At 45.3% G+C, this 23525-nt stretch carries 22 protein-coding genes, 1 tRNA gene and 5 pseudogenes; 16 read left to right on the plus strand and 12 right to left on the minus strand.

The features are described from left to right. Positions 1–138 precede the first annotated feature (138 nt). On the plus strand, positions 139–1353 hold the full coding sequence (locus tag EHV07_RS02720; protein ID WP_147194767.1) for an acyltransferase: 1215 nt from the start codon (positions 139–141) through the stop codon (positions 1351–1353). A gap of 153 nt (positions 1354–1506) precedes the next feature. Here EHV07_RS02720 and EHV07_RS02725 read toward each other — a convergent pair whose 3' ends face one another. From EHV07_RS02725 to EHV07_RS02735, 3 genes are all read right to left on the minus strand, one after another. Then, positions 1507–2394 (minus strand): LysR family transcriptional regulator, encoded by an 888-nt coding sequence (locus EHV07_RS02725; protein ID WP_147194770.1) that lies wholly within the window; start codon positions 2392–2394, stop codon positions 1507–1509. Positions 2395–3103: 709 nt separating this feature from the next. Further along, positions 3104–3436, minus strand: coding sequence for a GNAT family N-acetyltransferase (locus EHV07_RS02730; protein ID WP_147194773.1), 333 nt, complete (start codon positions 3434–3436; stop codon positions 3104–3106). 144 nt (positions 3437–3580) lie between these two features. After that, the gene (locus tag EHV07_RS02735; protein WP_147194776.1) at positions 3581–4663 is read right to left on the minus strand and encodes a Gfo/Idh/MocA family protein; all 1083 of its coding nucleotides are present in this window, start codon (positions 4661–4663) and stop codon (positions 3581–3583) included. A 152-nt stretch (positions 4664–4815) separates the two neighbouring features. Between EHV07_RS02735 and EHV07_RS02740 the strand changes: the two genes are divergently transcribed. The 6 genes and pseudogenes from EHV07_RS02740 to EHV07_RS02760 all read left to right on the plus strand — a co-directional run bounded on the left by EHV07_RS02740 (position 4816) and on the right by EHV07_RS02760 (position 8741). Further along, entirely contained in the window at positions 4816–5730 is a 915-nt protein-coding gene (locus EHV07_RS02740; protein ID WP_371419661.1) for a LysR substrate-binding domain-containing protein, read from the plus strand. Between the two features lie 198 nt (positions 5731–5928). Next, positions 5929–6804, plus strand: coding sequence for a YPO3983 family protein (locus tag EHV07_RS02745; protein WP_254446298.1), 876 nt, complete (start codon positions 5929–5931; stop codon positions 6802–6804). Further along, positions 6794–7267, plus strand: a complete 474-nt coding sequence (locus EHV07_RS02750) for a DUF943 family protein (RefSeq protein ID WP_147194779.1) — start codon at positions 6794–6796, stop codon at positions 7265–7267. The genes EHV07_RS02745 and EHV07_RS02750 overlap by 11 nt, the downstream gene beginning before the upstream one ends. A 156-nt stretch (positions 7268–7423) precedes the next feature. Beyond that, positions 7424–7615, plus strand: coding sequence for a hypothetical protein (locus tag EHV07_RS24820; RefSeq protein WP_254446299.1), 192 nt, complete (start codon positions 7424–7426; stop codon positions 7613–7615). Positions 7616–7745: 130 nt separating this feature from the next. Next, positions 7746–8311 (plus strand): annotated as a pseudogene (locus EHV07_RS24825) (replication endonuclease); the annotation flags it as partial. A 238-nt stretch (positions 8312–8549) separates the two neighbouring features. Then, positions 8550–8741, plus strand: a complete 192-nt coding sequence (locus tag EHV07_RS02760) for a hypothetical protein (protein WP_147194785.1) — start codon at positions 8550–8552, stop codon at positions 8739–8741. A 196-nt stretch (positions 8742–8937) separates the two neighbouring features. Here EHV07_RS02760 and EHV07_RS02770 read toward each other — a convergent pair whose 3' ends face one another. Together EHV07_RS02770 and EHV07_RS02780 are read right to left on the minus strand one after the other, a co-directional pair. Beyond that, on the minus strand, positions 8938–9648 hold the full coding sequence (locus EHV07_RS02770; RefSeq protein WP_168199586.1) for a hypothetical protein: 711 nt from the start codon (positions 9646–9648) through the stop codon (positions 8938–8940). Positions 9649–10566: 918 nt separating this feature from the next. Beyond that, positions 10567–10866 (minus strand): annotated as a pseudogene (locus EHV07_RS02780) (transposase); the annotation flags it as partial. Between the two features lie 192 nt (positions 10867–11058). Between EHV07_RS02780 and EHV07_RS02785 the strand changes: the two are divergent. The 6 genes from EHV07_RS02785 to EHV07_RS02810 all read left to right on the plus strand — a co-directional run bounded on the left by EHV07_RS02785 (position 11059) and on the right by EHV07_RS02810 (position 16968). Beyond that, positions 11059–12276 (plus strand): ABC-three component system protein, encoded by a 1218-nt coding sequence (locus EHV07_RS02785; protein WP_147194792.1) that lies wholly within the window; start codon positions 11059–11061, stop codon positions 12274–12276. Beyond that, entirely contained in the window at positions 12269–12778 is a 510-nt protein-coding gene (locus EHV07_RS02790; protein WP_254446300.1) for an ABC-three component system middle component 4, read from the plus strand. The genes EHV07_RS02785 and EHV07_RS02790 overlap by 8 nt, the downstream gene beginning before the upstream one ends. 2 nt (positions 12779–12780) lie before the next feature. Continuing rightward, entirely contained in the window at positions 12781–14748 is a 1968-nt protein-coding gene (locus EHV07_RS02795; protein ID WP_147194795.1) for an AAA family ATPase, read from the plus strand. A 384-nt stretch (positions 14749–15132) separates the two neighbouring features. Then, positions 15133–15579: an STM2901 family protein gene (locus tag EHV07_RS02800; protein WP_147194798.1), complete on the plus strand. Its 447-nt coding sequence runs from the start codon at positions 15133–15135 to the stop codon at positions 15577–15579. Next, on the plus strand, positions 15570–15920 hold the full coding sequence (locus EHV07_RS02805; protein ID WP_147194800.1) for a DUF1493 family protein: 351 nt from the start codon (positions 15570–15572) through the stop codon (positions 15918–15920). Before EHV07_RS02800 ends, EHV07_RS02805 begins: the two co-directional genes overlap by 10 nt. Before the next feature lie 304 nt (positions 15921–16224). Continuing rightward, complete coding sequence (locus EHV07_RS02810) at positions 16225–16968, plus strand: hypothetical protein (protein ID WP_147194803.1); 744 nt, start codon at positions 16225–16227, stop codon at positions 16966–16968. Positions 16969–17136: 168 nt separating this feature from the next. Here EHV07_RS02810 and EHV07_RS02815 read toward each other — a convergent pair. Then, positions 17137–18161: pseudogene (locus tag EHV07_RS02815) on the minus strand (phage portal protein). Beyond that, positions 18161–18316 (minus strand): annotated as a pseudogene (locus tag EHV07_RS25105) (terminase); the annotation flags it as partial. The pseudogenes EHV07_RS02815 and EHV07_RS25105, both read right to left, overlap by 1 nt. On the opposite strand from EHV07_RS25105, the gene EHV07_RS02825 reads away from it, so the two are divergent. Next, entirely contained in the window at positions 18315–18746 is a 432-nt protein-coding gene (locus EHV07_RS02825; RefSeq protein ID WP_147194809.1) for a phage virion morphogenesis protein, read from the plus strand. The pseudogene EHV07_RS25105 and the gene EHV07_RS02825 sit on opposite strands and share 2 nt — an antisense overlap. A 74-nt stretch (positions 18747–18820) precedes the next feature. On the opposite strand, the gene EHV07_RS02830 is transcribed toward EHV07_RS02825, so the two are convergent. Next, positions 18821–19261, minus strand: coding sequence for a hypothetical protein (locus EHV07_RS02830; protein WP_147194812.1), 441 nt, complete (start codon positions 19259–19261; stop codon positions 18821–18823). 21 nt (positions 19262–19282) lie between these two features. Continuing rightward, entirely contained in the window at positions 19283–19948 is a 666-nt protein-coding gene (locus EHV07_RS02835) for a hypothetical protein (protein ID WP_254446302.1), read from the minus strand. Positions 19949–20108: 160 nt separating this feature from the next. Here EHV07_RS02835 and EHV07_RS02840 point away from each other — a divergent pair. Continuing rightward, positions 20109–20372, plus strand: a pseudogene (locus EHV07_RS02840) (phage tail protein); the annotation flags it as partial. 221 nt (positions 20373–20593) lie between these two features. Here EHV07_RS02840 and EHV07_RS02845 read toward each other — a convergent pair. Further along, positions 20594–20670, minus strand: a tRNA-Ile gene (locus EHV07_RS02845). A 270-nt stretch (positions 20671–20940) separates the two neighbouring features. Here EHV07_RS02845 and EHV07_RS02850 point away from each other — a divergent pair. Further along, positions 20941–21861 (plus strand): AraC family transcriptional regulator, encoded by a 921-nt coding sequence (locus tag EHV07_RS02850; protein WP_147200506.1) that lies wholly within the window; start codon positions 20941–20943, stop codon positions 21859–21861. A 6-nt stretch (positions 21862–21867) separates the two neighbouring features. Here EHV07_RS02850 and EHV07_RS02855 read toward each other — a convergent pair whose 3' ends face one another. Beyond that, positions 21868–22590, minus strand: a complete 723-nt coding sequence (locus tag EHV07_RS02855) for an SDR family oxidoreductase (protein ID WP_217363428.1) — start codon at positions 22588–22590, stop codon at positions 21868–21870. Positions 22591–22727: 137 nt separating this feature from the next. Then, positions 22728–23297: a histidine phosphatase family protein gene (locus tag EHV07_RS02860; RefSeq protein WP_147194821.1), complete on the minus strand. Its 570-nt coding sequence runs from the start codon at positions 23295–23297 to the stop codon at positions 22728–22730. Positions 23298–23525: the final 228 nt, after the last annotated feature.

A 23525-nucleotide genomic window follows, 5' to 3' on the forward strand; every position in this document is an offset into this window, starting at 1 on the left:
AATAATTTACTTATCGAATGGCAAGGCAATAAATACCGAGATTTTTGATTATGTTGCTTTGCCTTCACTGATTTTTCTGCGTATCGCTATCTCTCAGAATATATTTTGTATGTCAATACTGTCTTCATGGGGAATATAATGAATTCTGCGCTTAATAGAGAAACAGGTGTTGACGCCGTTCGCGGCGACATAAACAATTTTAGTGAAGATCCATCATTAGCCACGCGGAACTTACCCAGGCTGCCTAAGCTTCCTTCGCTAACGGGGAGCAGGTTCTGGGCCGCGTTTTTAGTTTTTTTATTTCATTCATCGCTGCCCAGCGATCTCGCGCCGTTTTCAGATCCTACTACACAACATATATTTACGGTGATGGTGGGTAAAGCGGGCTGGCTCGGCGTTTCATATTTCTTCATACTCAGCGGATTTATTATGGTATGGTCCGCGAAAGATAACGATACTCCAGGCGATTTCTACCTGCGGCGATTTGCCAAAATTTATCCTACTCACTGTCTGACTTGGGTAATAGCGTTCATTATTGGTGCGACCAGCTTGTACCAATATAAACTCTGGTCCTCGAACCTGCTGCTATTGAACACCTGGTTTGATGACGTGCATTACTTTTTTGTGGGTAACCGGCCCAGCTGGTCACTTTGCATCGAAGCCATGTTTTATCTCTCCTTTCCTTTCCTTTTCAGAATAATGAAAGCAATACCGGAAAAGTTCGATTTATTCGGATTATCCGCTATTACCGTAGCCTCTCTGTTGGTTCAGACCGCTATTTACCTCTGGGTTGAGCCGAATCATATGATGGGGGCCTTTCCGATTTCCCAGCAGCATTTTTGGGTTTCGTATATTTTCCCGCCGGCACGAATATTTGAATTTCTTGCCGGTATGTTTGCCGCAAGGTTGTTAATCAATGGACGGGCTCTTGTACTCAGAAAAACAGCTTCGCTTGCCTTGCTGGCTGTAACTTACGTCGGGTCGATGTATATTCCCTACCAGTTCAGCATGAGCGTAGTTTTCATTATTCCCGTATGCCTGCTAATCATTTCCATGGCGGGTAATGATTTGGAAAACAAAAAGACGGTGTTAAATAACCCGACGTCCGTGTGGCTGGGAGAAATATCTTATGCATTCTATATGGTTCACTTTTTAGTGCTGTTCTATTTTTTAAACCTCACAGCCGGAAGAAAGTTTAGCCTGGCGGAAGGCATCGGGCTTATCGTCGTTGCGTTGGTGCTGTCAGTCTCTCTCGCATCTTTTATGTATAAGTACTTTGAGGTGCCCATGATGAAGTTAATTCTGAATAAGTTCAGAACGAAAGGACTGGTCATTATGCAGAAACCTTCATAATCAGTAAAAACGAGAGTAAGAGCATACTGATGAGATAACAGGGAACTTATTAAGGCAGTAGGGCATGTATCAGATACATGCTCTCAAACTCCCTGCTGGTTCAGTAGAGGGGCCGGCTGGCTATATACGCTTTGGAAACAGGGAAAAAAGGATTTAATCACCGATATTATGCAGACGGGGATCCTGAAAAATGGAGGTTATCAAGCCTCTGAATTTTGTGCTGTCCAGGTTGGGACAACCGGTACGATAAACAAGCTCAATCTTGAAATCATTGTACTGGCCGAACAGTTCATGGATTTTAATCTTGCTCTGTACCTCGCTACCGATCGAACAGCGCAATACCAGGGAGACGCCTTTGCCCGCAGCAACGCTTGAAAACAGCACGGGGTAAGAACCGCATTCGACAATCCGCTTCGGGATTATATGGCCCTCTTTAAACAGAGAGGTATAGTTACGGGTCGAGGTTGCACATTTTTTGCTGCTAAGCATAAAAACCTCGCCATCCAGACTGGATATATCCTTTATTGTTGGAAAGTTTTTCTCTGTGATGAGTACCAGTTCACTTGATAATAATGTTGCCCGTGTATGTTGTACGTTTGAGAAACCGGCCCCGATGATCACCGCGTCATATTCGTTTCGATCAAACGCATCGAGCAGGCTGATGGTATTGCCAATCGAAACGTCGATATTCCAGCCAAGATCGTAACCTAAATCAATCATTGAACTGACGATGTAGGCAGGTAAGCATTCGATTATGCCAATCCGCATGTTCATCTGACTGCTGCTGTAGTGCAATATGTTTTTTTTGCAGTCATCTGCGAGATTTAATATCTTAACCGCATAATCGTAGAGTATCTGGCCTTGTGCAGTCAGTGAGCAGCCATCGGTTTTTCGGTCCAGCAGGGTGACATCCAGATTATCTTCAAGGCTTCTGATTCGGTGGGAAATGCTTGATTGCACTCGATTCAACCGCTCGGCGGCCTGGGTTATATTCCCTGTATCCACAACCGTTACGAACGCAAGAAGTTCACTTAACTTCATTCGATACCTCATGCTAAAAATCAGTTCATCGTCACAAAATAATACATAAGATTTTTTAATGAATTAGGCCGTTTCGATTATTTTATTTGCTAACTTTTGCAATAGAAATAGCGCTGATTCAACTGACATAAAGAGCTATCTTAGGGCGGATATATATTTAACATACGTTTAACGTCCAGCCAATGTGTAAGTGATTTTTATATGATAATCGATTTATTTACATTTAACTACGTTTCTTTACAGTTTAAAATTCTTGCGGAACGTCTGGTAACAAGTTTTTGTTCCGACGGCCTCAGAAGGTAACTTATCTGCCCTGGCAAAGGAAAAGCCGGTGTTTTGAGGCTTCTAATCGTCAAGTCGGCCCACTAATTAATAGAGATTTTTTGGCACAGGCATACTCCGTTTAATCATCCCCTATAACAGAATTACTCATCTTTCTGGAGTTTTCGGCGTGTAAATATTTTCGCTTAAGCGTGGCATACGTAAAGCATATTGCGCTGAATAGCAGATTATTGCGGTACGGTTCCGCATTACTGGTTTGAATTCCAGACGGGTAACGACGTGCTTACCCTGTGTAAAACACGGTGCGGCCTGCTGCGTATGAGGACGGCGTGGTCGCTATGCATGCATTGAATGCATTATTCTGCATGCATTTTCCCCCTGATTTCTGATAGCGTCCGCTAAGAGAGGAATACAGACGTAAAAATTTCTAACAGGATAATGTTTTCAGCAGTTTCATATGCAATAAAGGATATTGCCTGCCCTGACCATCAAGTTCAGAGCGGCCCGTAATGACAAAGCCATTTACAAAGAGCATCTCAATGCGGTTTTCACTCACTCCCATAAAACCAACGATCAAACCGTTACTACAAAGACGTGCGACCCTAATATTTAGGTTAGGAAAATACTCATTAAGCAACGTTGAGCGCAGCTCCTGAATATCCTGCTCCCGTAAAAAAAAGTGTGTAGCGCGCACAGATGATTCCCAGACTTCCAGTAATGTCGGGAATTGAGCGGGTTTAGCAACTTCGACTGTTATCATGTTTATATTCTAAACGTTTAATTACCCGCAAATTACCATAAGACTTGTTCGCTACACAATGGCGTCTGCCTGAGGATTCTGGCACATGGCCAGCGCCAGTATACGCAAGGTTTTTGACTACTTTGCCTGGCTACTGGCGCGCGTTTAGCTGAAAAACTGGGCAGACGATGCGGTGATCTGGTCGATAAGCTGATGCTGACGCAATGCATCATCAAAGGTTGTCGCTTTATTCGAACCTGTTGCCTTATCGCGAGCATAGGCCGCGTAGAGATAGGCGACATCCTGGGAGCTGGCATCAAGATGGGAAACCGGCAGGGACGCATATTCCGCCGGAACAGGCAGATTTTCAAATGTTTCCACGCCATTACGCATTACCGCTATCGCGTTGTCATCCTTATTCTCAAATCCTCGCGCATTGGTAATTCGAAGCACGCCTTCAGTGCCGGTGATATCAATCTGCAAACCCGTTCGGTGTTTCTGACCACCCTCAAGCTGAACTGAGAACAGTCCGCCACCTGCGAGCGTACCGATAACCATCACTTCATTCGGACTGGAATACGGCACTTTCTCACCGGTTTCTGCAATGGTGGTAACCGGAAACTGGTTAACACTCACTGCCATGAGTTTTTCCGGGAAACCGATGCCATGGAACAGCATATCGTGAAAATGGCCGCCGTAAATAGACAACACCTCGGTGAAGTTAGCTGCATCCAGCGCCCATTTTGCAAACTCCGGCATCACTTCGCCAAACGCGTCTACGCCCACTGACATACGTACCGCCCTGATTTTCCCGACCGTACCCTGCCTGACCAGATCGTGCCAGTAACGGGAACTGGGCGAAAAGCGACGCTGCAAACCGACGATATGCTTAACACCTTTCTCACGCGCCAGTGCGAGGATCTCCTCTGACTCTGCCGTGGTGGTGGAGAGTGGCCATTCACTGTAAACGTCCTTTCCTGCTGCAATAACCGCTTTTGCCAGACGGCCATGTTCAGGTGTCGGTGCCAGCACCACGGCCAGGTCTATATCAGGATTAGCCAGCAGCTCTTCCGGGCTGCCATAGGCATGACCGATGCCGAACTGTGTGGCATACTTCTCAACCTTTTCTTTATTGCGTCCGGCCAGCGCCACAACCTCAAAATCTTGCAGCGACTGCAGAGCCGGAATGTGGCCGTATCTCGCCCAGCTGCCTGTACCAATAATACCTACACGAATTTTGCTGCTCATGATGCTTCTCCTTTACTCGTTTATCGGAACGTTGGAGTGGCCTGCGGCTCCACGTAAGGGGATCATCATAAGCGGATATCCGCTTGTCATTAAGCGGGGTGGCTGGCATAACACCAGTGACATATTTGTCAGCAATCATCAGGCTAAAAACAATGATGGAAAAAATGAATGGGCTGGAGATATTCACGCACGTGGCGCAGACAAGGAGTTTTATTGCGACCGGGCGGGCAAAAGGTATTTCATCTTCGGCGGTGAGTAAGAGCATATCTCGCCTGGAGGAGCGACTGGGTGTACGTCTTTTTCAGCGCAGTACCCGTTCGGTGCATCTAACCTCAGAGGGTGAGGTTTTTCTTGAGCGATGCCAGCGTATTTTCAGTGAAATAAAGGCGGCGGAGGATGAGCTGTCGGCTATGACGCAGCAGCCGAGAGGCCGGCTTCGCATTGGATTGCCCTTTGCGGACGGACTCATACTGCCCATAATTTCATCATTTATGACGTGCTATCCGGAAATCGAACTTGACCTGGATTTCTCGGACAGAATAACGGATGTGATTGAAGAAGGAATGGATATTGTTATACGCGGTGGTGAACTGACGGATTCAAGGCTAATTTCCAGAAAGCTGGGTTCATTTCGTCTCTGTATCGTTGGTTCAGCGGCGTATTTCAGACGCCATGGCGTACCCGAGCGGCCGGACGAACTGACGGCTCATGCCTGCCTGCACTATCGCTTCCCCAGTACCGGCAAAATCGCGTTCTGGCCGTTTAAGCCCACCGCCGCGGCAGGGGGGCCGGTTATCCCGTCAACGATGATATGCAATAGCCTTGAGGCTCTGCTGTTTATGGTCAAAGAGGGGCGTGGCATTGCCTGCCTGCCGGATTACTCGGTAAAAAATGCTATTAATTCCGGTGAGCTAAGAACTGTACTAAACAGTTATATTACTCACACCACCACTTTCCATATTCTCTGGCCGAGTACCCGACAGATGACGCCAAAGGTGCGTGCATTCGTCGATCATATTGCAGGCATGTTTGATCATTTTATGGTGAAAGAAAAAAGCCGCAAATAATTAAAAACCGATGCTCTTTGCGCCGACGCCCTCCTGGCCGGGGCGGTTTCCAGCCTGAACGAGTAATATTGAAGATGAAATAAAGCTGTCAGGCATTATCTGGCTGCCCGGGCAGAAGTCTCAATTTTTGCTCACCGGACATGCGGTATTTACAGGCATTTTTTGCGGAGTATGATTGGTCAGGGTTTGTACAAATAAATGGATCATTACGCACAAGGAAGCGATACCGTGTCAGCCTTACAGTTCCCCTGTACCATTTTCGCAACTCAAAAACGGATGGATGATTACAGCGCCAGCGATATGCTCTGCGGCGATCTCTCTGAATCACAGTTGAAAACACAGTTTCATCTGGTCGATGTTTCCACCCGAGCGAATCCTTACTCACTGACGAAAATCACTCCGTTCAGCCAGCCACAGTCGATGTTTTACGGTTCTCGTGGAGAGGGCGAAAAAATTAGCCGTCAGCAATGCGCCGAAATTTTATTTGATGAGTTTCGCCATCTTTCACAATCCTTCTCTCTCTACGGGCCATATAAATCTTTGATCAAAAAGATGATTACTCATATGCAGAATGGCGAAGGTGCACCTTTCTCCAGTATGTATTTGGATAACGCTTTGAAGAGTCAAATATTAAATGATAGATCGGCAGAGAATAGTACACGACTACGATTATCAGATGCCTTTAAAAACCATATTGACTGGGAGAATAAATGTTATCCGTTAGCTAGAAAAGCTGAGTTATGCAAAGCTATCAGTGAAGGCAGACTGCCAAAATTTGACAGGTTTCAGGATAATTTTAACGGGATGGGGATAACTATCCATGATACATGGGCCACGCACATTACGATTAAATCTCTAAAAGTTAATAATGATCGTTACCGGGCAATAGTTCATTATCGGGTTCAAGACCACTTTGGCTTGGATGGCGAGGATATCTTAAAATTAAAATTTAGCCAGTTCCGTTTTTTTCGAATTTGGTTTGTTTTGCAAAGATACAAGAGTATTGGTTTTAAACCCTTCATAACCAATATGGAAACCACCATTGAAATTACTGGAGAGCGTAGTGAACACTAAAAATAAAAAAATAATGATCATATTTCTTATATTCTTTTTTATGGCGGGATATTTTTTGTGGTCATCTTTTCGTCCTGTAAAAATTGTAGCAGTTCATGAAAAAGGCAACCACAGCTATGTTTTAGTAAGGAACTTCCCCTATACTGATAAAGGTAAAATAAACTGGTGGCTAAAAAATAAAAATACTCTGGAAAATCAGTATAAAATTCCTAAGCCTGCAACATATGGATCTTTTACAATTATTTTTTGGTTGTTCGGCGATGGCTATGAAGAAGAGGGTAAATATGATAGGTTTTGCTTCGAAGATATGAAAGGGCCAGCTAATTGTATTGAGAAGGAGGCTGTTTTTTCTGTTAGTAACAGTACTAATTTGGGGACTGTTTTCACCGTAGAGGATGGAAGATACCAGCTGAAAAAAAATGGCGAAATAGTTAAGTTAAAGAGTGAGTTCACGGTTAAGTAAAAAAATAAGGCGTTCCTCATTCTGCATCAAACGTACAATCTTAGCAGGACTCCATTAAGGCTGTTTTCTCCTGAGAATAGCCTTTTTCATCCGCATATCCTTGTGAAGAACTATCCCTCTTATATTGGAAAGTAAAGCAACTAACCTGCCCCCGGGATGAAATACGCCAAATTGCTGGGAAATGAAGAACAGGGTCGCCGCCGGGCCAATACGACTATCGGCAAGAATGTATTGCCACGCCTGCAACGGGTTCGAAACCGTTACAAGCTTTCTGAATCTGCCACCTTTGAGTTGCCGTTTATTAAGCAGCTACAGCGCCTGCCCATGCTGGCACGTCATGGCTTATAAAGTCGGCACATTCATGACCCAAAGCGTTGCTGACTTTATCACGGCTGTAACTCTGCTCGATGACGCTGACGAAGAAGCCATTACCCTGACCGCTTATCGCTATATTGCTGAAATGACAGCGCTTACCGGTATTGTTCCGCATCACGACGGTACGCCGCACTGGCATATGCTGTTGTTTATGGAGCCTGAGCACAAACAACGCGTGTACGACATTATGGCCCGCTATGCGCATGCTGAAGATGCGCACGAGATGAACACGCCTGAAGCACGCAAGGCGCGTTTTCATGCTGAAGCCATCGACCCGACTAAGGGCAGCGCGACGGGTTACATCGCTAAGTACATTTCCAAGAACATTGACGGTTACGCAATGGCGCGTTAACGGTATTTATTCGCCTTTCATTGCCGGTTCTGACGTTTTCACGCGTCGGGTTAAGTGGGAAAAGGTCGCCAAACGGGCCGATGCGCCAGCGGAGGCTGATTTTCATTGTCGGCTCTGCCGCCCCTTGGAGTTCTGTCAATAACTGTACGCGGCCGCAGCGCCGACGGTTAGAGCTGGAACTGAAAGCCAGGGGTTTTGAGGGTAGTGAGGAGGAAATCAGGCTACTGGTAAGTGGCTGTAGCCTGGATGCAGGTTCAAAAATGCGGCTTTTTTACCGGAGCGGACGATTACAGGAGGATGACCATTGGCGGCAGTAGTTTTTGCTGCACGGGATATAGCAATTTTTCCAGCTCATGAGTGGCATTGGCACTCATATAGCTTTAAGCGGACCGACTAAATTGGGAGCCGCTTTCACTATAACCTGTTGGTGCCTATGATTTTTACAGAAAGGGTTTTGTAAGATTAAGCCCATCGTAAGGTAAAAAAGCCTTTCACAATTTGTCAGAAAAACCAAACTGTGTTTATGTGCAGTATTTTGGGATGGGGAGGGTAAAAATGGCAGACGATTTACAAGAACGGGTGATGATTGAGCGGGTCGAGCTGATAGCGCGCCTGACTACGGAAGGTGTTTGTAAAGAGCGGGACAGAGAGATCGCGCTGAATTTAATCGCCGAAATCGCGGCTAATCACACGTTATCTGACAATCAATTTTCGGTCGCTTTTTCGACCGTTTCGTTTGTAAATTAAGCCTTACTGGTGCCAGAATGTTATTAATACCATTTGTTATATTTAATATATATGAAAGAAACAACGATTATCCATGATAAGCTAAGAAGTGCTGCATAGCTCGGGATAAACCGTATAAAGAAATACACGCCTGCCACAATGATTGCGGCAGGTATCAAATAGAAAAATGACTGGATTAACCATAAAATTGCACGCTTCATTTACGTAAAATCTCATACAAAGCATCTGCGATTTTTTCTTCGTTATTATCTCCAGAGTTCACCTGGTAAATTATTTCAGACATTTGGGGTTCAATAAGAAAGTAAAGCATTTCAAGGTTTTCTTTGCACAGAGCCTGATAATATGAAGAATCCTGAAATTTAAGCCTGTTTGCGGCTGATGCGGCTACTTGTGCTTTGGCATAAAGTGTTGTTGCGTTCACAAACCATGTTGAGAAAGAATTAACAAGTTTGATATGGTTTTTTTTGAAGTCGGCGCTGCCAAGCACTAAGTTGGCAATGGTGAAGGATAGAGCCAGCTTACTGGCTTTAGCAGATGCATGCTCTGCCGCTTTGCCTGACAATTTTTGGATATGAGACACAAGATTATTGCTTTTTTCATTGCCAAGCCTTGTTAAAGTTTTACGGAAGTAAATTTCAACCATATCCAGAGCTACATCATTTCTTCTATATATCTCACCTAAAGAAAGCACTAACCGTCTGTCCTCTCTCCACGTATCGCGGCATGAACTACGATAATATTCATTCGGGACAAGGCATGAACCATAATTGATAAGCCGCTGCCCACCCAACTTTACTTTTTCAATAGTAGATATATGATCTGCATGGATGTCATTAAGTGAATTTGTTAATGCAATTGCTAATTGCTTATTAGCCTGCATCTTCAATTGCAAATAGGGTTGTGACATACCTTAGGTCCTTGTTGTATCATTTACCCAATTTTTGATCATGTTGGCCAATAAGGGCAAGAAAGAAGATGAGAAAAGCAAAAAAAACGCTGATTTATGTACCGGTTGTTATTATTTTCTTTCTAATTATACCAGAGATCATTCTTCGTATATTGACGCCTGAACAGCTCGCGAGGATGAGTGATTTTACGAGCTTAGGGGGAGTGATGAACCCTTTACTCTCGCTAATAATTGTTCTGGGCCTTTTTTCCGTCGCCTTGGCTTTTCTCACTGTCTCCGCTGTAAGCAAAATCTATCGTTCAGGATCACGCTCAGAGAGTAAGTGAAGCCTGGCATTACCGATAATCAGCTTCATCAAAGCTATGCATGCATTGAGTGCATTATTCTGCATGCATTCCGCCCCCTCATTTTTGATGTTCCCGAGCTGTTCTGGCGCGGTTGCTGTGGCTGGATGCAACTGCATGATAATTGCTGCACAAAGCGGGCAGGCGTGGCGGGGATAGCATTGCGCGCGGAGGGGGTAAACATGTATGTGGCAGGCTATGTTAAGGCCACAAACATGTATGGCCGACACCGTAAGTGAAGATAGGAGAATTGAATCTGAGCGCTTAGATTGAACCTGCTAAGAGAGTAAAGCTAGCGTAACTCTTGAAAAAAGTCAGCCAACAATGATTCATAAGCAATTCAACAAGTTACGATTATTCATACCCTCATTAAGATTTTGGACCTCACGCATTCGTTGCATGTTACTGTAAACATTGTATTTATTGCTGATAATGCTTAGTCTGATATCCTGTTTTTTTGATTTGAAAATGATTTTAAATGGTTATTCATACTCAACACTTATATAAACTTTACTGTAATATACTGACCATAATCTGATTATGATGACCTGCTCCCCAGGATTAGATACAAGGCTCAGTTAGTAATGTCGAATCCTTCACTCTCAGAATTACCCTTTCTCCAGCTCGCTGCAAATTCAGACGGCGTCTGATAATTCAGCGTGGAGTGCGGGCGACATTCGTTATAATCCTGACGCCATTCGCTGATGGTTTTCCTGGCATGATTGACGTCGCTGAACCAGTGTTCATTCAGGCATTCATCGCGAAAGCGTCCGTTAAAACTCTCAATAAATCCGTTCTGCGTCGGCTTGCCGGGCTGGATAAGTCGCAGCTCCACTCCATGCTCAAAGGCCCACTGATCGAGCGCGTGGCAGGTTAGGGCAAAAAAGTTGCTAGCTCATTGCTTTTTCATAACGAATCCATAGTGCGAGAATTGATACAGGCCTTATTTTACATGCGTTACTGTAAGTGTTAGTTGAAAAATTGATAAGAGAAGATGATGATATGGTTTTGTGAGGGATGCCATTGTCCTTCTTAGACTATTTTGAACTAACTCACAGGTATGCATATGAGCATGGTTGAATGGATAAGCGAAGAGAAAAAGGACAGTTTGATTCTCTTCGTTCATGGGCTGAAAGGTGGTATGGATACATGGGATTTTGATGCCGACATATCATTCCCAAAACTTTTAGCACTAGATGAGGATATCAGTAATGTATTCGATATTGCCTGCTTTAACTATTTCACAAAATTTACGCAAACTTATGCAAAAACATCAGGTATTCTTGCTCGAATATTTTCAGGGAAAAATAAAATAGAAAAGAATCTGCCAACAGACGAAATAGCAGAGCTGCTTTATACCGAAATAGAGATCAACTTAGACAGTTACTCAAGAATAATAATAGTGGCTCACAGTATGGGTGGGTTGATATCAAAAAACGTAATACTAAAAAAAATTGAGCATGAAGAAGATTCTAAAATAATCGGTTTTATTTCATTAGCCGTACCTCACTCTGGCGCAATTTTAGGGAATATAACTTCGCTAGTGTCCTCAAATGCTCAGCTCGTCGATCTCAAATTATTAAGCAATGCTACGGATGAATTAAATAGAAAATGGTTAAATTGCATCAATAACGTACCAATTACAAGATATATTTATGGTGCGCATGATTCAGTTGTAGACAAGAAAAGCGCGTTACCAATGGATAGTGAGAGGAAAAACTCATTTGCAGTTAATGAGTCCCATAGCTCTATTTGTAAGCCTAACAATAATCAGTCTACAGTTTTTGTTGCGGTGAAAAAATTCATTCATTTTATAAATGCTCAAGCTCCCAAAAAAATTTTTATTGAGCGTCTTACTGATGAGCAACAGTACAACAACGAGTATTTTGTTTTAAAAATGATCGTTGCTGATATTCATCAGGATATAACTATGCATGCAAAAGAATATTATTACAATGCTGAGTTAATAAGGAATGTATTTACAAGTGACCACGATCAATTGATTTTAAGCCATTTATATTCAAAGATAAGGGAGATTTACCAAGAGGAATATGAACAGCATATTGCTAGTAGTGTTTCGCCAGATAAATTTATAGCAACTGTTCATGCGAGGATCAGTAAAGAGGATAAGACCTCATTAAGCTCTCTTCTTAAGAGCCTTGAAACAGTTCATAAAAAAGGAATGTTACATCAGTTAGCTAACAGTAATGACAAAGACATAGTGTGGTCTTCAGAAACTAATATGGATAAGCTAGAAAAATTGCGGCGAGGTGAGTATGAGTAGATTTAATTTACCATATATACCCCTTGATGAAGAGTATAGTTTGAACGTAGCTATGCTTACTGTAGCAATTTCAATTTTGTCGCACAACAAGAATAAAAAGCTTTGCCTTGATATAAATAAATTACAGATTTTTATATATTTGTTAAAGAATCCTTCTAAGATAGATTTAGCGCTTAAGTTGTCTGGGAAAAAACCAGTTTTCGTAGAAAAGAAATTGACTTACACAATGAAAAGTTTTTCATCGAATGTTGATGTTTTGTTTGACAATGCGAAAGTTAAGAGCCTCATAAAAAAACTTTCTAGCTTTGGATTGCTCTTGGCTGAGAAAGAGAGTGAGGAAAGTGTTAAGTTATTTTTATCTGAAAAGGGCGTGGCTTTTGCGGCGGGATTTGATGAGGGGTTCTTCAAGGAAATAAGAATCCTTTCTAAAGCACTTTTACCATTGCAATCTTTTCCTGCTTCAAAGTTAAACTCTATAATTAATCAGGTCTTTAAGGGGTAGTGATGAAGTCTTATCTCAATATAAATTCGCTAATTCTTGTGGGTGTGCGTAAAAATTACATCATTCCTTTCTATAAAGGCTTAAATGTTATATATGGGGACTCCGATACAGGAAAGTCTAGTGTTTTAGAGTTTGTTAATTATCTTTTAGGTGCAAGTTCGATAGACTTAGCAGATGAAATAAAATCTTCCGTTAATTATGCTTCACTGGAGGTAGTTATAAATGATGTGCCCTATACTATAGTACGTGACATTTATGATAACAAAAAACTGATTGAAGTCTATCGTTGTAAGTTTAGTGATAAAGATAAGCATTTCCCGAAAAAGTACGCACCTAATTACAGTCCTACACATAATTCAGATGGTATTTTTTCTGAATTTTTGCTTGATAGCCTTAATTTTCCAAAGGTTGAAATCAAAGTTTCTCCCTCTCAATCAAACTCAAAAATGCGCAGGTTAAGCTTCAGAAATATATATAAATATGTCTATATAAATCAAGATGATATTGGTAGTAAGTCCTTTTTAGGTTTAGGTAACTGGGCAGTTTATCCGTTTACTAAAGAAGTCTTTAAGTACATGTTTAATGTTCTTGATGAAAGCATTACTAGGCTGCAGAGTGAAATAGCATCAAAGGCTGCGTTGGTAAAAGAATTAAATAAAAAATATGAAATAATAGCTGAGTTTTTGCGTGAGACTAATTATGAAACTATTGAGGCTATTGATGAGGAGCTAAATAAATTAGACGCTGTTTTGGAAGCGCTTTCTCATGATCTCAATTCGATTGACAAGGTTATGAAGGCGAGTTCTACGCAATATACGCAATTGAAAGATGCACATAAATTCATTTCACTTAAGTTCAAGGATTGTAAATTAAGGATTGATGTTCTAGAGGACAAGATTGAGAAGTACTCTCGATTGAAAAATGATTATGATAACGATATTAATAAAATAAAAGCTATACAGCTAGCCAATTCGCGCATTGGTTCTTTAGATGAAGAGGTTTATTCTTGCCCTATTTGTGATAGCCAAATTAAAGTTGATGATGTCAGCTTGCCATTTGAGATATCAACGGAGAAAGAACTAGACGAGGAGTTAGTGTCTCTAACACGGCGTCGAAAAAATATCAATGATATGGTTTCAGAGTTGTCATTAGAATTTAAAGATAAAACTATTGATAAAAAAGAATTAAGTGAGCAGTTAAACGAGCTTAGAGAATTGATTGATGAAGAAAGCCAATCAATGATTACCCCCTTTCTGACTCAAAGGGATGCGCTTATAAAAGAAATTTCAAAGAATGAAAAGAACAGAGAGCAATTAGTTAAGAATCTGAAGGTAAGAAATCAGCAAGAGGCTTTGCTTGAAAAGCATCAAGAACTTTTAAAAGCTATCGAAGTTTTGAATGAGCGCCTTGAGGTTTTGAAATCGAGTGCACCTAGTATGCAAGGGATTTTGCAAGGGTTAGGAGATAGATTCGATAGTTATTTGAAAGGTATTAACATAAAAAATAGGATCGGGATAAAGATGTCTGAAAGTCAGTTTATCCCTGTAATCAGAGGTAAGGAATATCACAATATTACTTCGGGAGGGCTTAGAACTATATCCTCTATAGGTTACCTTCTTTCAATCCTGGATTATGCTTTGGATCATGATATTAATCATCCTTTGTTTTTAATTTTCGATACTGTAGGGAAATACTTAGGTAAACAAACTAAAGATGAAAGTACCGGAGAAGCTCCTAGTTTTGAAGATGAGAGCGAAGGCATGGCCGATCCTATGAAATACCAAAATATCTATGCGCAGTTAATAGATACCGTTAAAAAGGCTCAAGCAAAAAACTCCCCATGCCAAATAATCTTAGTTGATAATGACTTACCAAATTATTTTTCTGATAATGAACTCTTACACATAGTTGCTCATTATAGCTCGATTGGTGAGGATGGATTACCGTTAGGTCTAATTGATGACATTTGATTTACCAGTGAAAAAAGAGAGAAATTGTATTCTCTCTTTTAGCTTGGGTCATGCATGCCTAGCTCTCATGAAATTGCATGCAAAACCCCAGACCTAAATACTGCGCAGTGCCTTGCTGGGTGCCGTTAAAAGGGGGGTATGCAACTGCATTAAAAGCGATACACAAAGCGGGCAGGCGTGGCGGGGATAGCATTGCGCGCGGAAGAGGTAAACATGTATGGCAGAGCACCTCCTGTAAGCGCTGAGAAGCGTTGAAAGCAGAAAGAGCAAGCAGGATTCTGAAATATGAAAAACTGCGCAAAATGCCGTTGAAAGCATCTGGAACCGTTAAGGAATATTATGGTACTGTTAAGATCTGCATAGTAACTAAATCAAGGGAATGGCATGGATACTACTGAACAGCTTAAAGGAACTTACTTCTATAAAGGGTTTCATAACCTTTCGGCAGGTGAGCTTTTTTTCTGGATTTTTCTGGAGGAAGCGCAGAAACAATTCGGCGTTAAAGATATCGCCACGCTCGCATTAGTGATAATTGGCCAGCCTCATCTTACAACCAGGACAAAGCCTGGCGGCACAACTGATGGCACATCCATTTTAAGCCGAAATCTTCGCCAGTGGCTGAATGTTCGGGTGAGTCGTTGGCCTACTTTGACTAACGAAAGCATCAAACATCTACGGTTCAGCTACGTAAATAATCTTGGCGCTTTTGTGGGAAGGTGGGTGCCTATGCTAGGTATCGCATATCTTATGAGCGACGTTATTCAGATATCCTGGAAGGCAACCCGCAGCTATAACACTATTGCCAGAGGCGATGATAAGCTATGGAACTAAAAGATGATATCGCAGCCAGTGTGATGAGCTGGTATGAAGAGAACTATAACCAGAAGCCTTTGTTTGCAAAAAAAAAGCCTGTCCTGACTCTTGAAACCAGCCTTTCTACCGGCGATTACCCGTGGGCGAGGGAAACTGGTGACGAAATTATGAAAGAGTATTTTTCACGGTTTAACGTAGATAAATTAGATTTCGATTTTTTTAAATACTGGCCGCCCAGTAAAGGCCTTATCCCTAATTTCCTTCGCTCGAAGGAGCTTAAGGTTGAGAACCGACGAGCTGAGCCGCTAACAATTGGCATGCTGATAGAATCAGCTAAAGCGGGCCGCTGGATTTATTGATGGGCATAACGTCTAAAAGGTAAACGCATGAGACCTCACCCTCGACCTGCTACTGTTCCTTTGTGTGGAAAAATGACCTGGCCATCAGGAGCATCCCTTGCCAAATATAATAATTTTTTCAAAATTCTTATGCGGTAGACAGGTTAGCTGAGCTGGGCATTAATAATCTATGTGAATTTCTTATAAAGATAGGCATCTAAGCACTAATCTTCGACTTGTTAAGTCTGTAGAAGAAGAAGGCTAGGTTTACTGATGCATTGTCTTCGATTAAGCTACTTTGAATACAACTGAGCCGGAGCCGACAGTGAATCTAGCTGTATTATTTAGTAAATACTGGGATGTTATTGCAGCCAATCCAGTTTTCTTTGTTACCAATGCCCTGGCATTTGGTGGGGTTGGTTTTTTTATAGGTAAGTTGGTTTATGGAACTATTGCCACTATAACCAAAGAGCGTCTGGAGGCTGCGCGTGATGATGCGGCACGTCTTGAGAAGGCCAAAAAAGATGAGTCTGACACAGTTGCAAAACTGCAAGATGAACTTACCGATTGCTTACAAAGTCGTAGCAAAACGGTTCAGGTACCAGTTCAACAAACCAAACCAGCAACGAACAATCCTGCTTCTGTAAATAGTGAAGTTTTTGATAGAAGTTCAACAGGTGTGATTAATGCTGATTCATTCTTTTTATCTATTCCTCATCGAAGCTTGGAAGATGCTTTGAAGGAAGCTCAAAAAACGCAGAAATTAGTTTTTGCTGTGATCTATGACGAAACCCACCCTAAATTGAGCAAGCTTATATATTCTCTTGGCTACTTTATGGAGTATCACACTACTAAGAAGCTTGTAGATGAGTATTTTGTTATAGCTATTTTGAAAGCCTCACATGAAGAAGTTACGAGATTAGTTCCTAGTGATGATCCATTAGAAAATTGCCTGTGGGTCGTAATGACACCATCAGGAAAGATACTCAAGCGCGAAGGCGTGTATGCAAATCCTGATGAAGGATTGAAAAGGGTGCGAGCAGTGATAGCAGACGTAGATAAACTATAAAAGCATTAAAGTCTTTTAAATGGGAAAGACCAAAAAGCAACGCACAGAAGATATGCTACTAAATAAATGTCGCCAAAGCTCGGCTTAATGCCCGTTTTGCTCTTAACTGATTGTCAAGTATGAGCGTGGCCTGACCAGTAGCACTGTCAGGCCGTCAGAAATGCATTTTCAGTTCGTTATGGTCACTTCCAGTGAGTAGGAACGAAAAGCGATCACCTCTTCCCCCATCCAGTCGTTAATCTCTTTCATCCGCTCCTGCAACGGCGTCAGCTCATTTCGTACAAACACCTGCGACGCCTTTACCGCATCCCCGAACCCGCCGGAGTTGTCCGGGATAATCCCCATCATTTGCGGCGGCACGCGGTGCGCGCTTAACAGGTCGTCGCGGCTGGCCTTTTTGATGTTAAAGAAATCGTCTTTCGTCGCCACTTCGCTGAGCGGCAGGATTTTGATTCCGTCCGGCTTGCCGTTCGGCGCGTACATAAACAGGTTGGGAAATTGCCCAGGCCTTTCGTGTCGCGCATTGCCTGACGCATCCGATCCACGTCGCTGGAACTCTGCGCCGCGTCGGTCATATACAGGATGTAGCCCGCGTGCGCGCCGTTCTGATAGTACTTGCGGCGAAACAGCGTGGCCGCTTCATTCAGCCAGGCGGAGTTCAGCGCGCTGAGGTATTCCGGTAGGCCGTAAAGCTCCTGATTAATGTCCGGCTCAATCAGGTGAAACACGCTGCCGGGCATAAACTGGTGCGGCTCCTTCCAGTCGTTCACAAACCAGTATTCGCCGTCCTTCACACCCTTGCGGGTAAACTTGGCCGGGGTGGTTTCCAGCCTGAACGGCCTGCCCAGGCTGTTGCGGCGCAGTTCGGCAAACGCATTCCCGAATACCAGATAATCCAGCGCAAACTTGCTGAACTCCTGCTGACTCATCATCGGATGCGGGATAAAGGTTGAGGCCAGAATGTTTCGTTTCACGTAAATCGGCGAGCTGTGATGCACCGCCGAGCGTAGGCTTTTTGCCAGCCCGTGAAAGCTGACCGGCGGCTCATACCACCGCCCGTTTCCGATGCACTCGGCATAATCCAGAATATCGCGCTTGTCCATTACCGGCGTCGGCTCGCCGAACGTAAATGCTTCGACCTGCTGGGGCGCGGCCGGTGCTGCTTTAAATGCCTTACGGCTGCGTTTGCTCATCAGTAAAATTCCAGAATTGAAGGGTTAGCCCCGCCGCTGGCAGCGGTAAGCGGTTCGTTTAACAGCGCGTGCATGATTGCCCTGGCAACGTCCGCGTGGCTGGCGTCTTCGCTGCGGCTCGCCTCGTAGGTTGAGCGGTTGCCGCTGGCGGTCATGAACGGGCTGGAGGCGTTCGACGCCAGGTTAAACGCGCTGATCGGCAATCTGTCACCGGCCGCACGTAAGGAAATGGCCCGCACCATCGCAAAGCGCCTGCGCGCCGGGCAGCAGCAGAATATCAAGCGCCAGCAGGCGCCAGCAGGCGCGGCGTTCAAACCACGCAAGGCACCGGCGCGTAAAAAGAAAGGCCGGATAAAGCGCGAGATGTTTGCAAAGCTGCGCACGGCCAAATACATGAAGGCAAAAGGGACCGCCGACGACGCCGTGGTGGAATTTACCGGAAACGTGCAGCGCATGGCGCGCGTACATCACTACGGGCTGCGCGACCGTCCTGCCCGTGGAGGGAAAGAAGTGCCGGATATTAGCGCTAATAAAAGTGGTGAGCTTATTTTAGAGGATGAGGCTGAACCGGAAGGAACTGATTAATTTTAACAGGTTGTTTCATAGCCGGATACGCTGACGCATATCCGGCTGTAATACTTGACAGAATAAAGCAGTTCTTAATTCTGCCATTCAATCATTTCATCCAGCCGTTTCAAGATATCAGGGAAAAAGCTTTCATCAAGACCGAAGCTCCCTTTAACCTGAACGCTGTCTGCATGGGGTCCCGGGCGAAGGTCATATTCAATAACCACGCCATCAGCGCCAGCTGCTTTCCTGATTACCATATTCAGTTGATGGCACTGGCTTTGAAACTCGAAAAGCTTTATTTCACGCTGAGCAATCAAAGCTTTATGGTGCGCTGCAAACTGCTCGCGTAGTGCCAGCAACTCGCCTACGGTAAATTCAGTCTGGAATTGTGCTTTCAGGCCGGGAACAGAGAATTCAACAAAGGATTTAATCCAGTCCCAGCGGTGATGCTCCGGGTCAATCTCGTTATCGATCACTCTTTCAAAAGGAGAGATCGCAAAAGTGAATTCTTCATTTTTGATATCAAACATGGATGCGTTCCTGTCGGTCTTTCAAAAATACATGAAATGGGTAATCGTCCAGTCAGACTCTCTTACCACAACTTCCAGCTTGTATTTTTTATACTCAGTGGTGGCTTTTTTGCGATATAGCTTGTACATCTCAATTTCGTATCTGTACAGCCCTTTAACTTTGCGGAGATCGGCCATGCGCCTGCCGTAACGAATAGCTTTTTCCTGGATATGCAAAGGAACATAGCGGCCCGGTTCATACATGTGTTTTGCAGCCGTCTCGGTCATTTTCAAATTACGAGCTGACAAGCCGAGCTTAAATCTGGCCCGTAAAAATAAAATGGTGCTCTGGCTGAGCTTAGCGGTAACAGCGGTTCGTGTCCCTGCTTCAAATAATGCGCGGCCGGTACGAAGGATGCGGAAAACACCGAAAGCGATCAGCGCGATATCCGTGGGATCGATTAAAGGTGTTTCAAGCGGAGCCTCTTCAAGTCGTACAAAATTTCCCTGTGCGTCATAAATCTGCCATAGGCCGGGAGCCTGAGCCACGGTGTATCCGATGCACATGCCGCTTTTGTCGTCCAACACCGGTTGAGCATTGCGCGGTAAATTATGCGGTCGCAGCTCGAAAAATTCGCCTTGTGGCAATCTCGACTCAAAAGTGTAATACCGTCCTGGTTCCTGCCTTTCTGCCGTTGCTGTAATCATCTCGTTCCCTCTTTTAATGATGGCGGTTTATAGTGCCACAGGATGAAAAAACGATCATTCCCCCGTTAATTGTCCGCCCATCAGCCAGCAAACCCCAAACGCATACACTGCCCCGCCTGAGCTGGCAATCTGAGCGCACTCATTACACGGAGTGCATCAGATGTCTGATTGTCATCACGGTGTGCGGGTCGTCGAAATTAACGACGGCACGCGCACTATTTCCACCGTATCCACCGCCATCGTTGGGCTGCTCTGTACCGGCGGGGACGCCGACACTACCGCGTTTCCACTTAACACGCCGGTATTGTTAACTAACGTGCAGGGCGGTATTGCTAAAGCCGGGACCAAAGGCACGCTGGCCGCATCCTTTCAGGCGATTGCCGACCAGGCCAAACTGGTTATGGTCGTGGTCCGCGTGGCCGAAGTCGCGACCGCGCTTATCAGCATTACTTCACTGATACGATCCGCGAAAGCGGTTTTTTTTCGCCTGAAGAAAGGTTATCCAGTTTTCCTGGTCAGCTAAAAAGGGAAAGTCAGGAACCAAAAAGAAAAGGGTGGGGGGACGAAAAGGGGACATTGACCGCAAGAAACAAAAAAGCCACTCGGTTAAGAGTGGCTTAATGCCCTGATTTAACAGGTAAATTCTGGTGGCCCCTACTGGACTTGAACCAGTGACCAAGCGATTATGAGTCGCGTGCTCTAACCAACTGAGCTAAGGGGCCGTGGCGCGGAATTATAATGTAAGTTGCTGATGCAATCCAGCATTGCGCCACCGTTTGGCTGTTTTTTAGACGTTGTGCTGCATGTCAGAAATGATTAAATAACAATCCATTAGCCGGGGTCCTACACTTAGCCTGCTTTTGCCGCACCCTGAAACGGGTTGTGTCAAAGTCTGCAATATCTCACTCTGTCCGTTAATGAGGTTAAGTGAACTGCTGCATGGGTTGCCGAATCACCCTTGTCATCAATTTAAGGAGCCGAGCGTGGTTGATATGCACTCTTCGTCTGAACGCCGTCGGCGGAAAATGGCGGCGTTGATTTCTCAGCTTGCGCCAAACAATGGTTACACGCAGTCGGCTTTAAAAGATGTGCGTTTTTTACGTTCCGATATCTCGCTGGAGAGCACGCCCGTGCTGTACGAGCCGTCTGTCGTGGTGGTCTGTCAGGGGCGTAAACGGGGCTTTCTGGCGGATCAAACCTTTATTTATGACGCACAGCAGTTTTTAGTCGTGGCCGTCCCTTTGCCTTTTATCAGCCAGACGGAGGCCACAGCCGAGGAACCCATGCTGGCGGTGGCGCTGCGTCTGGATTTGCAGGTGGTGGCGGATTTACTGGTGACGCTTAAGCTGCCGCTGACGACAGAGGAGCCAGCCAGCATGCTCTCCACGCCGCTGGACGAGCAATTAGGCGATAGCGTCCTGCGCCTGCTGGAAACGCTGCGCTCACCACAGGAAACGCAGGTTCTCGGGGCTGGTCTGCTGCGCGAAATTTACTATCGCGTCCTGATGAGCGAGCAGGGCGCTTCGCTGCGGGCGGCGTTATCGAATCAGGGCTATTTTGCGCAAATCGCCCGGGCGTTGCAGATCATGCAGCATCGTTATCAGGAGCATATGGAAGTGGCCGATCTGGCGCGTGAAGTCGGCATGAGCAGCGCAACGTTTCACGCGCGGTTTAAAGCCGTCACGCAAAGCTCGCCGATGCAGTATCTCAAGTCTTTGCGTCTGCATCAGGCCCGGCTATTGATGGTGCGAAATGGCGTCTCTGCCGCGGCGGCTTCGGCAGAGACGGGCTACGAGAGTCCTTCGCAGTTCAGTCGCGAATTTAAGCGCTTTTTTGGCCGTAGCCCGCAGCAGGAAGCCCTGTATATGAAAGAGATCCTGCGGCTGGAGCCTGCCATTGCCGTGACCGGCTAAAGCGATTTAGTACGGGCTGGCGGTATGACGGATAACCAGCTCGCTCACGTCCACGTCATCAGGCTGCGCAATCACCCAGGCGATGGCACGAGCAATCGCCTCCGGATCCAGCGCCACGCTGCGATAGCTTCTCATCGCCTCACGGGCATATTCATCACTGATGGTCTCCGCCAGCTCGGAAGTGACCACGCCGGGCGAAACCACCGTCACCCGGAGTTTATCCGTCTCCTGTCTGAGGCCGTCCGAAATAGCCCGCACAGCGTATTTAGTCGCGCAGTAAACCGCCGCGGTAGGTGAAACGCTCAGCCCGCCAATCGACGAAATATTAATAATATGGCCGTACTGTTGCTGCTCCATCAGCGGTTGAGCAGCGGCAATACCGTGCAGCACGCCACGGATGTTCACATCAATCATCTGATTCCACTCGTCTACTTTGCGCGAGGAAAGCGGCGAGAGCGGCATCACGCCAGCGTTGTTAATCATTACGTCCAGTCCGCCAAAACGCTGCTGCGCTTCAGCGACAAATGCTTCCATCTGTTCGAGTTGGGTAACGTCCAGCGCCATAAAATGGGCCTCACCGCCCGCCGCGTGGATCTCCGCGACCCCCTTTTCCAGCCGCGCTGTCCGACGCGCACCCAGCATGACGCGAGCGCCTTTAGCCGCTAATAAACGAGCGGTCGCTTCGCCTATGCCACTACTGGCACCGGTAATCGCGATAACTTTATTCATCAGTTCAGACACAGAAACCTCCACAATGAGCCTCACTAAACGGACTATCCGTCAGTGACTACCAGCGTATGAGGGTTATCGTGTGGTGAAAATATCCGTGCCTCTTTAAAGCTTGCCTAATCCTCTAAAACGGGGCCTTACTCAATTTCCGAGGGAATAAAAGGTGGGTGATAGATGGCGGTGCTCCAGTGGCGGCTGCTGGCGTGTTTTTCGGCCAGCCAGCCCGCTTTGCGCAGCTCTCGCGCAATCAGTTTGTTCATAATGCCGTGTCCCACCAGCAGCACGTTACCCTTGGATGAATGCTCAATCAGCGTGGTGGCTGCCAGAGCGGCTCGCCGTTCTGCCTGCTGAAAAGACTCTACCGAACCGGCATAGCCGCACAGCCACAAGGTGCGGAGCACCGTCAGCCAGAAAGCCGCAGGTAAATGAGGATAACCGAGGCGCATGATGGGCAGCGAGACTTCGCTAAACAGTTCATCGATTGAGGCGGGTTCGCGGTCTAATTTTGCCAGGGAGGATCGGGCGCGAGGCAGCGGACTGGTAATAATATAGTCGGCCGTGCTCACTACCTGTCGGCATCTGTCCGGTGGCGCATCTTCAACCCGCGACATATCGTACGCTTCACACCACTGTTCCATCGCCAGCGCAGGCAAACGGCCGCCAGGATGGTGATCGGGCTTACCGTGGCGCATCAGTATAATGCTCATTGCTTTCCTCAAAGATAATTTACGATTAAGGGATCGGCGTTCCCTGAGAAAAAATGCGGCAATCCCTTCAGATAATAGACGGTCTGCTCCGACAACGTCATCCGCCTGTCACAGCGGGCGATTTACACTGTGGTCTGCTGAGAAGGCGCGGTGATGGCGAAAAATGACACATCAGTGAAGTTTTAACACACTATTGGCCTGTCATAACGAAATACTTTAGCGTTAATT

The sequence above is a fragment of the Pantoea sp. CCBC3-3-1 genome, from assembly GCF_007981265.1.
Classification (GTDB): Bacteria; Pseudomonadota; Gammaproteobacteria; order Enterobacterales; family Enterobacteriaceae; genus Erwinia.

Bases quoted from the DNA above. Each gene is read 5' to 3' on its own strand.
- EHV07_RS02770 (WP_168199586.1), bottom strand. From the start codon at position 9,648: ATGTCACAACCCTATTTGCAATTGAAGATGCAGGCTAATAAGCAATTA.
- EHV07_RS02850 (WP_147200506.1), top strand. From the start codon at position 20,941: ATGCACTCTTCGTCTGAACGCCGTCGGCGGAAAATGGCGGCGTTGATT.
- EHV07_RS02805 (WP_147194800.1), top strand. From the start codon at position 15,570: ATGGAACTAAAAGATGATATCGCAGCCAGTGTGATGAGCTGGTATGAA.
- EHV07_RS02860 (WP_147194821.1), bottom strand. From the start codon at position 23,297: ATGAGCATTATACTGATGCGCCACGGTAAGCCCGATCACCATCCTGGC.
- EHV07_RS02830 (WP_147194812.1), bottom strand. From the start codon at position 19,261: ATGTTTGATATCAAAAATGAAGAATTCACTTTTGCGATCTCTCCTTTT.
- EHV07_RS24820 (WP_254446299.1), top strand. From the start codon at position 7,424: ATGAAATACGCCAAATTGCTGGGAAATGAAGAACAGGGTCGCCGCCGG.
- EHV07_RS02735 (WP_147194776.1), bottom strand. From the start codon at position 4,663: ATGAGCAGCAAAATTCGTGTAGGTATTATTGGTACAGGCAGCTGGGCG.
- EHV07_RS02855 (WP_217363428.1), bottom strand. From the start codon at position 22,590: ATGAATAAAGTTATCGCGATTACCGGTGCCAGTAGTGGCATAGGCGAA.
- EHV07_RS02745 (WP_254446298.1), top strand. From the start codon at position 5,929: ATGGATCATTACGCACAAGGAAGCGATACCGTGTCAGCCTTACAGTTC.
- EHV07_RS02760 (WP_147194785.1), top strand. From the start codon at position 8,550: ATGGCAGACGATTTACAAGAACGGGTGATGATTGAGCGGGTCGAGCTG.
- EHV07_RS02800 (WP_147194798.1), top strand. From the start codon at position 15,133: ATGGATACTACTGAACAGCTTAAAGGAACTTACTTCTATAAAGGGTTT.
- EHV07_RS02740 (WP_371419661.1), top strand. From the start codon at position 4,816: ATGATGGAAAAAATGAATGGGCTGGAGATATTCACGCACGTGGCGCAG.
- EHV07_RS02720 (WP_147194767.1), top strand. From the start codon at position 139: ATGAATTCTGCGCTTAATAGAGAAACAGGTGTTGACGCCGTTCGCGGC.
- EHV07_RS02825 (WP_147194809.1), top strand. From the start codon at position 18,315: ATGAACGGGCTGGAGGCGTTCGACGCCAGGTTAAACGCGCTGATCGGC.
- EHV07_RS02790 (WP_254446300.1), top strand. From the start codon at position 12,269: ATGAGTAGATTTAATTTACCATATATACCCCTTGATGAAGAGTATAGT.
- EHV07_RS02835 (WP_254446302.1), bottom strand. From the start codon at position 19,948: ATGATTACAGCAACGGCAGAAAGGCAGGAACCAGGACGGTATTACACT.
- EHV07_RS02725 (WP_147194770.1), bottom strand. From the start codon at position 2,394: ATGAAGTTAAGTGAACTTCTTGCGTTCGTAACGGTTGTGGATACAGGG.
- EHV07_RS02785 (WP_147194792.1), top strand. From the start codon at position 11,059: ATGAGCATGGTTGAATGGATAAGCGAAGAGAAAAAGGACAGTTTGATT.
- EHV07_RS02795 (WP_147194795.1), top strand. From the start codon at position 12,781: ATGAAGTCTTATCTCAATATAAATTCGCTAATTCTTGTGGGTGTGCGT.
- EHV07_RS02730 (WP_147194773.1), bottom strand. From the start codon at position 3,436: ATGATAACAGTCGAAGTTGCTAAACCCGCTCAATTCCCGACATTACTG.